Source organism: Frankia tisae (assembly GCF_025403405.1).
GTDB classification, from domain to species: domain Bacteria; phylum Actinomycetota; class Actinomycetes; order Frankiales; family Frankiaceae; genus Frankia; species Frankia tisai.
On record NZ_JANEZT010000320.1, the window covers coordinates 1 to 7,825 of the forward strand.

At 74.8% G+C, this 7,825-nt stretch carries 5 protein-coding genes, 1 rRNA gene and 1 pseudogene; 2 read left to right on the plus strand and 5 right to left on the minus strand.

Going from position 1 to position 7,825, the window contains the following annotated elements; genetic code table 11:
• On the plus strand, nt 1-252 hold a 252-nt coding region (locus NBZ85_RS23995), incomplete at its 5' end, for an alkyl sulfatase C-terminal domain-containing protein (RefSeq protein WP_261562643.1).
• Between the two features lie 5 nt (nt 253-257).
• Here the strand turns inward: NBZ85_RS23995 and NBZ85_RS24000 are convergent.
• From NBZ85_RS24000 to NBZ85_RS24010, 3 genes and pseudogenes are all read right to left on the minus strand, one after another.
• Nucleotides 258-1,433 (minus strand): HAD-IIA family hydrolase, encoded by a 1,176-nt coding sequence (locus NBZ85_RS24000; protein WP_261562644.1) that lies wholly within the window; start codon nt 1,431-1,433, stop codon nt 258-260.
• Between the two features lie 97 nt (nt 1,434-1,530).
• On the minus strand, nt 1,531-1,974 hold the full coding sequence (locus NBZ85_RS24005) for a tetratricopeptide repeat protein (RefSeq protein ID WP_261557831.1): 444 nt from the start codon (nt 1,972-1,974) through the stop codon (nt 1,531-1,533).
• 331 nt (nt 1,975-2,305) lie between these two features.
• Nucleotides 2,306-2,764: pseudogene (locus tag NBZ85_RS24010) on the minus strand (zinc ribbon domain-containing protein); the annotation flags it as partial.
• A gap of 89 nt (nt 2,765-2,853) precedes the next feature.
• On the opposite strand from NBZ85_RS24010, the gene NBZ85_RS24015 reads away from it, so the two are divergent.
• Entirely contained in the window at nt 2,854-4,233 is a 1,380-nt protein-coding gene (locus tag NBZ85_RS24015) for a DUF1015 family protein (RefSeq protein ID WP_261562645.1), read from the plus strand.
• 351 nt (nt 4,234-4,584) lie between these two features.
• Here the strand turns inward: NBZ85_RS24015 and NBZ85_RS24020 are convergent, their stop codons facing one another.
• Both NBZ85_RS24020 and rrf read right to left on the minus strand, forming a co-directional pair.
• Nucleotides 4,585-5,589, minus strand: a complete 1,005-nt coding sequence (locus tag NBZ85_RS24020; RefSeq protein WP_261557818.1) for a tetratricopeptide repeat protein — start codon at nt 5,587-5,589, stop codon at nt 4,585-4,587.
• 2,155 nt (nt 5,590-7,744) lie between these two features.
• A 5S ribosomal RNA gene (rrf, locus tag NBZ85_RS24025) occupies nt 7,745-7,825 on the minus strand; the annotation flags it as partial.

Here is a 7,825-nt window from a genome sequence, read left to right on the forward strand (position 1 = left end):
GCCCCCGACCGAACAATCCTCTGCCGGATCCCGGATCTCGGGACCGCCTTCTCCGGCGAGCTGCGCGACGGCTGCCTGCACGACGTCGGCGAGGGCCACCGCGACGACGCCCAGATCACCCTGACGGTGAACAGCGACGATCTGGTCGCGGTGACCGAGGGTCGGCTGTCGGTGCTGTCCGCCTGGACGAGCGGCCGGCTGAAGGTCGACGCGAGCGTGCGCGACCTGCTGCGGGTCCGTTCCCTGCTCTGACGGTGTCAGGACGTGCCGGCGGGCGCGACCAGGTCCGCGCAGCCCTCGGGCCGGTCGGCTGCGATCGTGTGGACGGCGCCGCCCGCGTCGGTGGCGGACCAGACCGCCGCACAGGCGGCCCGCAGCGCGTCGAGTCCGTCCCCCGCGTCCGCGTCCTCCCCGGCGCCCCTCCCGGTGCCGGTCCCCTCGCCGCTGCCGCGGCCGTTGCCTGCGCGATCCGCCGACCAGCTCAGCTCGCCGCCGTCGACGCGGGCGATCCACCCGCCGCAGCCGGCGGCGTGCGGCCCGGCGTCGGGGCGCGCCCGCACCGGCGGCGCCGGATGCAGCAGGCCCCGCAGGTCGGCGGCCAGGTAGGTCGGGCGGTGCTCGGGCGGCGCGGCGAGCAGCTCCGACGACGTCGTGACCCCGGTGAAGACGAGCAGGGTCGGCGTCGACGAGCGGTATCCGGCTTCGATGTCGGTGTCGAGCCGGTCGCCGACGATCACCGGATTCCGGGCGCCGCTGCGGCGCATCGACTCCCGGTGCATCGCCGCCTCCGGCTTGCCGGTGACCAGGGGCTCCTGATCGGTGGCGGCACGTAGCAGGGCGGCCACCGCGCCGTTGCCGGGGGCGATGCCGCGCTCGGTCGGCACCGTCCGGTCGGCGTTGCTCGCGACCCACCAGGCGCCGGCCCGGATCGCGTAGGTCGCCTCGGCCAGGCGCGCGTAGGTGAGGTCGGGGTCGAATCCCTGGACGACGGCCACCGGGGCGTCCTCGGCGGAGTCGACCGGGGTCAGCCCCTCCTCGGTGAGCGCCTGGCGCAGCCCCCGCCCGCCGAGCAGGAGCACCCGGGCGCCGGCGGGCAGCCGTCCGGCGAGCACATGCGCCGCAGCCTGCGCGGAGGTGACGACGTCCGCGGCCCGCGCCGGCACCCCGAACCCGGTCAGCCGGTCGGCGACCTCCGCCGGTGGGCGCAGGGCGTTGTTGGTGACGTAGACGGTGCGCATGCCGCCCCGGCCGGCGGCGGCGATCGACTCCGGGGCGTGCGGCACCGCGGCCCCGCCGCGGTTCACCACGCCGTCGAGGTCCATGAGGGCGACGTCGAACAGCTCGGCGAGCGGCCGGTCCGTGCCGCGCAGCGGGCCGGGCCGGGCCGCACCGCGAGGTTCGGCCACCAGGTCGGCGGTGAGATCTGAAGGCACGGGGGGCTCTCCCGGAGTCGCGCTGGTCGCGGGCCTGCCGGCCGCGGGGGACGGCGGCGCCGGAACGATCCCGGCAGTCGATCGGATCATGCCCGGATCATGCCCGGGCCAGGGCCGCACGGGCGCCGCGCAGCGCGACCCCGTAATGGCCGATGTCCGGGCGCATCGCCGCCGCCAGCGCGAGGTGCTCGACCGCCGCACGGAGATCGCCGATCTTGCGAGCGGACAGGCCGAGACCGAACTGTGCGTAGTCGTCAGTGGGGTGATGGGCGACGATCCAGGCGAAGGTCTCCCGGGCGGCGACGTACTGGCCGGCGGTGAACTGGGCCCGGCCCAGCGCCTCGCGGACGCTCGGTGAGCCCGGCTCGGCCGCGACCGCGTGCGCCAGCAGCTGCACCGCGGCGTTGGCGTCCCCGTGACCCAGCAGGGCCATCCCGCGGGTATACCAGTCGTAGACCTCGCCCGCCGGCCCCTGGCGGACGCCGTCCGTCGGGGCGCCCTCGCCCGGAGTCTCTCCCGGGCGGCCGGTCTGGTCGACCATCTTCACCTCCACGACGTGGACGAACGCCTGACGCTGCGCCGCCGGCATGCACCAGCTCCCGTTTACCAGTGTCGCCGCAGAGGCCGCCGGGACGCCCCCGGATCGGATAACGATCACTTCCGGTGGCCGGCGGCTTCGCCGGAACGACCGGACACACCACGCGCTGAGGTCACCGCGGCCGCCACGGGCGGGTTCGCGGCGACGCCCACCAACAGGCCGCCGCCGGCACCACCCGGCGGGCGAACCCCCGGGTGGGCCGGCGGGCACCGGCCGGGTCCTACGATGCGGCTGTTGACATCCTCCCCCGCCTGACCGCGGAGGATTCCAACAGCTACACGTCCACCGGGAGAGGGGGTGTGCAGTGTCGAGGTTCGCGGTTCACGGGCCGGCTGTCAGCGTCGCCTCCCCGCGCAGTCACCCACGTGGTTGCCCACTGATGCCCCAGGGCGATGTTGCGTGCGGCGTTCACGTCGGCGTTCGCCTGATACCCGCAGGACCGGCAGCGGAAGGCGGCTTGGTTCTCACGCGCCTGGCGGTCCCGAACCCCGCAGGTGTTGCAGGTCTGCGACGTCCACGCGGGGTTGATTTTCTCGACCGTGCCACGGGCCGAGCGGGTCATGGTCCCGATCGGCAGAGCCTCCACCCGGATCAGGTCGTACCGGTGGGCCAGATCGGTACTGGTCTTCTCCACCCAGTCCTTCCGCCGGTCCACCTCCCGGGCTTTCAACCGGGCGATCGGGCCACGCAACCGACCGCGCCGGCTGCTACCCCGCTGCGCGCGGGCGAGTCGGCTCTACGACAAGGATGTCAACCGATGGGCAGAAATGGGCGGCGTTTCCTCCTCGCCGTGAACGGCGGGGTCTCCACGCCGCAAGTCCGATGATGCACGCCGATCAGCCCGTACCCGTTCCCGCGGGGCTCGTGCTCGTGCCATTTCGGGCGGCGCGCTTCTCCGCCTCGGGGCCCGCCCTCGCCGCGCTGACCTCGCCGCCCTACGACATCATCGACGATGCCGAACGCGCCCAGCTGCAGGCCCGCGACGCCCACAACGTGGTGCGGCTCATCCTGCCCGGCGACGACTACGACGGCGCCGCCCGCACGCTGCAGGAGTGGCTTGACGGTGGGGTGCTGCGCCGGGACGACAAGGCGTCCATCTACGTCTGCGAGGAGGAGCAGGACGGCCACGTCCAGCGGGGGCTGATCGGCGCGGTCGCGCTGGCCGACCCGGAGGCGGGGATCATCCTGCCGCACGAGAACACCATGGCGGGACCGGTCTCGGACCGGCTGGCGCTGACCCGGGCGACCCGCGCCAACCTGGAACCCATCTTCCTGCTCTACTCCGGCGGCGGCGAGACCAGCCGGATCGTCAGCGAACTGGTCACGACTCCCCCGCAGGTCGAGACGACCACCGACGACGGGGTGACCCATCGGCTCTGGGCGATCGACGACCCCACGGTGCTCACCGCCGTGGCAGCCGACCTGCTGCCCCGGCGGGCCGTCATCGCCGACGGGCATCACCGCTACGCCACCTACCGGCAGTACCAGGCGGAGCGGCATGCCGCCGGGGACGGCTCGGGTCCGTGGGACTTCGGGCTCGCCTTCCTCGTCGACGCGACCGTCTCCGGCCCGCAGGTGCACCCCATTCACCGAGCGGTGACCGAGCTTGGCCTCGCCGCCGCGGTACGCCGGGCCGCCGCCGAGTTCACCGTCCGCAGGCTCGCCGGCCCAGACGTCGCCGGCCCAGACACCGCCGGCCGCGCCCCGGACGTCACCGCCACGCGGTCAGGCGGCGAGCCCGGGTCGGCGCAAGGCCCCGCCGGGCGGTCCGGTGGCGGGGTCGACCCGGACCACCTGCTCGATGAACTGGCCAAGGCCGGCCAGGGCTCGCACGCCTTTGTCGTGACCGACGGCACCTCCGCCTACCTGCTCACCGAACCCACCGCGGCGCTGCTGGCCCGCAGCCTGCCGGCGGGACGCTCGGCCGCCTTCCGGCGGCTCGACGTCACCGTCGCCCACCTGGCCCTGATCGTGGACGTCTGGGGACTCGCGGACACGGTCGGCGTCGTGGACTACCACCACGACGCGCCGGCTGCGATCGCCGCCGCAGCCGCGGCCGGCGGGACCGCGCTGCTGCTCAACCCGACCCCGGTCGCGGATGTGACCTCGGTCGCCGAGGCCGGGGAGCGCATGCCCCGCAAGTCGACGCTGTTCACCCCGAAGCCGCGCACAGGCCTCGTCCTGCGCCCACTGCACGCCTGACCACTTCTGCTGCCGATCTTCCCGGCCACATTGCGGCCGGATCGTGCCGAGGCCTGAACACGGTTCTGGGCCCTGAAACCGTGCTTACCCCTCGGCACGATCTGGCGTCCGTTCAGCGGCGGAACGTGGCATAGTCGGCAGCCACTGCCGATCATGGTGTTCTGCCGCGCCGGGGCAGCGCGGTCGATGCCAGTCCTGCCACCTGGCGGTCAGCGTTACTGGAGGTTAATCACGGTTCGCGTGCCCGCAACTGTCATCAACCTCCAGCAACTGCCCACACAACCGCCCATGCAATCGCCAGGATTCGGAGCTCTACGCGGACCACCCCCTGGTCACAACTCCATACGCGCCTCAGCGCTCTGGGTGTGCATCCTTGGCGGAGTGTTCGGGTGTCTGGGTGCCGGGAACAGTCGAGGACGCCACCTCCGCAGGCTGCGCTGCCTCCCCTGCTTCCGCCCTCGCAGCGCCGGCGTCGACATCCGCCGAACCGACATCCGCCGAACCGACGACGTCGACATCTCTGGCGGCGAGGCCCGAAGAGTCCTCGTGATCCGTCGCCGCACGCAAGTCGCCCAGCGGCTCCACGGCGTCATTCTCCGCCTCTGCCGCATTCTCTGCCTCTGCCTCGACCCCCGCCTCCGAGTCGAACCCCCGTTCGGAGTCGAACTCCCATTCGGAGTCGGCGTCGTCGGCAGCCGCGGAGTCGAGATCCTCGGGCTCGGGCATCGGCCGGCCGGTGGTGATCTCGTAGGCGCGGGCGGCCGCGTCCGTCTCGCCGTCATCGAGGGCCGCGGCGGAGGTGAACCACCGCGCCGCCTCCTCGCGACGGCCGACGGCCAGCAGCGCCTCGGCGTAGGCGTACCAGAGCCGGGGGGCCCACGGCGCGGGTGCACCCTTCGCGGTGGCAAGGTCGCGCAGCAGCACGACCGCAGCCTCCGGCTGGTCCAGGTCCCGGCGCGCCCCGGAGATCACGATCAGCATCTCGGCGCGGGCCGCCGGGTCGAGCTCGTCGACCTGCGGATCACGCAGGTAGGCGACGGCCCGCTCGGGCCGGCCGAGGCCGCGCTCGCTGTCCGCCATCAACGGCAGGTTGTGCCCCGAACCATCCATCCGCCGGGCAGCCCGCAGTTCGACGAGCGCCGCAGCGTACTCACCGGCGTGGTAGGCCGCGATGCCGACCGCCTCGCGCACAGCGGGAAGCCGTGGTACCCGGTCCGCGGCGGCGCGCGCGTGGGCGAGGGCCGCGACCGGATCGTCGTCGAGCAGCAGCGCGGTCGCGACGAGATGACGGGCGATGGTGTCGGCGAGATTCGCCGGCAGCCCTCTCAGCGACCGGCGAACGTCATGATCGAGCATGTCCGCGCGTGCCTCCTCCGGCAGCGGCGGGGTCTGCACCCGGGGCCGCCGGCTGCCGCCCTCGATGCGCTCCGGCCTACCGCCCCGATCCGGACGGTCTCCCCGCCGGTCGTCGGGACGGCCCGGTCCACCCGGCCGGCCGCCGCGGCCCACAGGCGCCCCGCGCCCCGATGGCAGCCCGCGCCCCGCGGCGCCTCGGGAGGCACCCCCGGCGCGCGCGCCCGGAGCACCGCCGCGTTCCCCACGGCCACCCGCGCTCCGAGCACCAGTACCAGCACCACGCGCACCAGCACCACGCGCGCCCGCGCCGGGAGCACCCGCGCCGCGGGTCCCAGCGCCGGGAGCACTGGAGCCGGGAGCACCGGAGCCGGCCCCGTCGCGCCACGGCCGCTGCTCGCGGTACTCGCGCCGCTCGGCGCCGCCTGCCGCGGTGGATCCCTGCCCGGCCGTTGATCTCTGCCCGGCGGGGGAACCGGGCTCAGCGGGACCCCGCGGGGTGACAGGTGCGTCCCGTCGACCGTTGCCGGCAGCGGAGTCAGTGGGCCGCGGGCCCGCCGGGCGGTTGGACGACCACCTGTCGGGACGGCCGTCACGCGCGGACGCATCGCGGTCAGGTGTCCCGCGCTCCCATGGCCGCTGCTCCCGGCCGTCTCGCCGATCCTGGCTGTACGGCCGATCCTGATGGGGACGCTGGTCCTGGCCGTGGCGGGGCGGGCGCTCGCCGCCGGCGACCCGCGGACGTTCGGACGGCGCCCGGGCCCCGGCTGCCGGCCGCTGCCCGGCGGCCCACGGTCGGGTTGCGGGCCCCCCTCGGCCCTGGCCGGCGTCGGTGCGCGACCACCCGCCGCGACCCGAGGCGCTCTCGGGACGCGACGGCCGCTCGGCCTGTACCCGCCCGCGCGTCAGCCCGCGGTCCGTCGGCCCCCTGTCCGGGCCACGCCCGGCGTCGGCCGCGCCGTACCCCCGGGAGCTGTACCCGCGAGCGGCATCGTCACGGCGATCGTGCCGATCACGCGACTGCTCTCGTGCTGGGCGCCGCTCCGCATCCGGTGCACCGGTGCGATGGCCGCCGTCGGAAGTGCGTTCGCCTGTAGTCGGACGGCCGCGCCGGGCCCGCCAGGCCGACTCCGCGGTCGGGTGCGCCGGCACCTGGCCCGCCCGGCCAGAACCACTTTCGCGCGGCCCTCCGCCAGCGCGCCCATACCCACCCGCGTCCTGGCGGGAGCCGGGGGCGTGGCGCCCACCGTCCGACCGTTCGGCACGAGGGCGACCGGAGTCGGACGACGCACCGGCCTGGGTGCCGGCCGGCCCACGCCGGTCAAAGCGCTCCGAACCGGCCGGTGCCCGCTCGCCTCGCGGCCGATCGGCACGCGGGAAACGAGGGCTCCTGGTTGAACCGTCGGCGGATCCCTCGGAAGCACCAGGACGCCGAGCCGGATATTCGGCCCGGCCGTGCCCACCGCGAGCCGCGCCGCCGTCGCGGTCCGGGCGGTCGGCCCAGCGGGCGCCGGTGGGACGCTCGGGTCGGCCCGACGCGTCGGTCAGCCGCCGAACCTGGCCGGACCTGGCGCGGCCCGCGCCGCTGGCGGCATCAGCGGACCATCCGCCGCGGGCCGGGTTCTGCCCCCGGAAGGCGCCAGAACGCGGCGCCCCCGACCGCGCCGGAGCCGCCCCACGCCCAGCCCCGCCTGTCGCGCGATCACGGCGCGGGGCTCCCCCGAACGCCCCGTCCGGACCGGACCGGCCGCCGCGCCGAGGGGCGCCGTCCCGCCCGGGCTCCCGTTCGTGCCGCTGGGGCCGGTCGGAGGCGTGCGGCACCGATGTGCCGCGCTCATTCGGACTGTCTTCCCTCGCCATGACCGGCCGTTCCCCTTCGTCCCGCATGCGCCGCGGTCGGCGGCCGCGGATCTGATGTGTGCTGTGCCGGGAGGCCACGGGCCCACCGGTCCACCCGGCGCGGACCGCCGCGGCGCCCAGGGGGTCCTGACGGGACCCCGGACGCGGATCCGCGGCATGGCACAGCGATGTCCACAGTACGGGGTATGCCCGACGGCCTCGCTCCGAGCCGACGGGGCCAGGACCTCCGTGTGGCGATCCGGAACGCACAAAACAAGTGTGGGGTTGCCTTAAAAAGGCAACCCCACACTTTGTATAAGTCCGGCGGCGTCCTACTCTCCCACACAGTCCCCCATGCAGTACCATCGGCGCTGAAGAGCTTAGCTTCCGGGTTCGGAAT